This is a genomic window from Wolbachia endosymbiont of Tuta absoluta, from assembly GCF_059414725.1.
Map to the genome: position 1 here is coordinate 1 of NZ_JBNRJY010000094.1, position 2206 is coordinate 2206.

The following is a 2206-nucleotide window of genomic DNA, read 5'->3' on the forward strand; positions in this document are numbered from 1 at the left end:
TATCGTCGCTTATAAATTTGTTGTTTATTAACGCCCATAAATGATACGATAAAAGATGTTAACTTAAAAATGAAAAAGATGGGAAAGTACATAAAAAAGCCTCAAGTATTGGTTTTATGTAATTTGCCAATAAATATCTGAGTTTTTTACTGAATTTTTGTTGTTGAACCCGCGCGGATCGATCGGATACTCGTTGTTCAGTTACATGTGAAAGTGATGGGAACGTAGCTACAAAGGCGTCATGTAGTGGTTTTCGGTAAGTAGTTCTATTTGTACCTAAATGTGTTAGTTTATAGTATGCTCGCATAATCGTTTCATTGTATTCAGTGGTCCATCTCATTCTGGTTGTATTTTGAGAGGGGTGTGTGTTGAGTAGAGTGCTTGAAGTAAATGGCTGTGAGTGAGTTGAGTTAGAATAAGAGGATATTGATGCATGTGTGTTATTTTGATTGGGAACACTTTTTCTAAAATTATCTAATTCTTCTTTTACATCTTTGTAAATTTGGTCTATTGTGCTTTTCGGGAGTAATTTATTGCGAATGATGGCCCTACGTTGGTCACCTATACGCTGTCGGCTTGCTTCCATGTCTGGATATCTTTCAATAAATTTTAAATGTAACGGTTCTAGGTATGTTTTGGTATCAGTATCAAGTTCAGTAAGTTGAAGATAGGTGCGCAGTATGAACATGTTCATTTCAGGTGTCCATCGCCTGCGAGTGGTAGTAGCGCTCGAGGTGGGTGCAAGTTCCAAGTCAGAATTGACTTCTTGCACAACACCAGCGAGCGTGCTTGATGTTGACAAGGTTGATGTTCGCCTAGTCATATATGAGGGGCGAGTTGAAGGGATGGATGAAAATAGTGATCGATCGCAGTCGTCATGTTTTGTGCTTGTACCAAAGCTTGTACTACGAATTCGAGTTCCGACTCAATTATTGTCACGAGACAGCTCGGAAATTCTAATCTTGAAGTTGTGCGGGGCACGTGTGCTCGCTCGCACCGCTCGCCCGCATCGCATTCGTCTGATTAATATCGCTCCAGTCGTATTCGTGAGGCTTCTCACAACTTCCCAATTGAGCTGGTACAGTAGGTTTCAGCAGCATTTAGCACGGTTACGTCTCATTTAGTAGACACTGACTCTGACTACCCCACACAATATTGTTAGTTTACTAGTCCATGTATAAGTTAGTTCCCACTGGAAAGTAATGGGACGCTTGACGCCGTTTATAATGCTTTTCGCAAAAACAACGTGTCTTTTTATACAATCAATAGGTATCTGTCGAAAACGTTACGCCGCGCTACGCAGCCCGAAAATATTTTTGTCTTATCTTGCCACGTCCCGTCTCGGTGTGAAATGCCCGTTATTTCAATTCACATGAATATCAGTTAAAAATTATTGTGCCTAGATGGATTTCTTGAGGACAGAACATAAAACAGCACATTCAAGAAACCTTGACTCCCATTCAGTATGTGGTCTGTGTGTTGGAACTTCACCCAACCTTTGTTTGCAGGGCGCGCCCATAAATAAAACACAATGGTTGTGTATTAAAGGTAATTTACGTGAGAAATATGTTTAACTTCTCTTTTTCATGGCTTCTTTATGTATTTTCAATAGTTTTCTACGTGAAAAAAGTATGATTTACAAGTGCAATTACTTTTCACATCTCGAAAAAAGAAAAACTAAGATAGGTCAACCCGCGACCACAATAGGTACATGAAACTGTGTTAAAACGTCGGGACACAGGTAAATTACTAATATTTACCTAAATACTTTCGCGATAGACCCGGTCTAATACTTAAAATGAGTGAAAGTGATCGCGAGTGCTTAAAAAGTTAGTAAGATAGGTTGCTCTGTTTTACAAGTAAAACTCACCCTGAAAACTCGTTGCCTAACAGTATGAGTCTTTTTAATTTTCTCAGCAAAGTCTTCTTTCAGTCACTCATTTCGGAAAGGCTTACGCGTTTTAAATTTCAATCTGGCTCTAAAGATGCTATCGCGCTCGTTCGCCGGGCTCCCTGCTCCCGCCACTCGTGAACTTTCAAAAATGTCTGCGTAAGAGATTATTTTCAATCTTTCCTCGACTACGAGAGGTTCGTTCGGCATGTTTAATAAGCTCTATTATATATGTCACTCGGTGGTCCCGCAGACGGTTCAGTTAAATTATATCTGATTGCGACTTGTTTTTCCCCGTCTCTAGTAGATCGATCA

The 2206-nt window shown here is 39.8% G+C and carries 1 protein-coding gene; it reads right to left on the reverse strand.

Annotated features, from left to right (window positions below; genetic code table 11):
• Positions 1-58: 58 nt before the first annotated feature.
• On the reverse strand, positions 59-802 hold the full coding sequence (locus tag ACJ5GX_RS01155) for a hypothetical protein (RefSeq protein ID WP_495292598.1): 744 nt from the start codon (positions 800-802) through the stop codon (positions 59-61).
• Positions 803-2206 lie beyond the last annotated feature (1404 nt).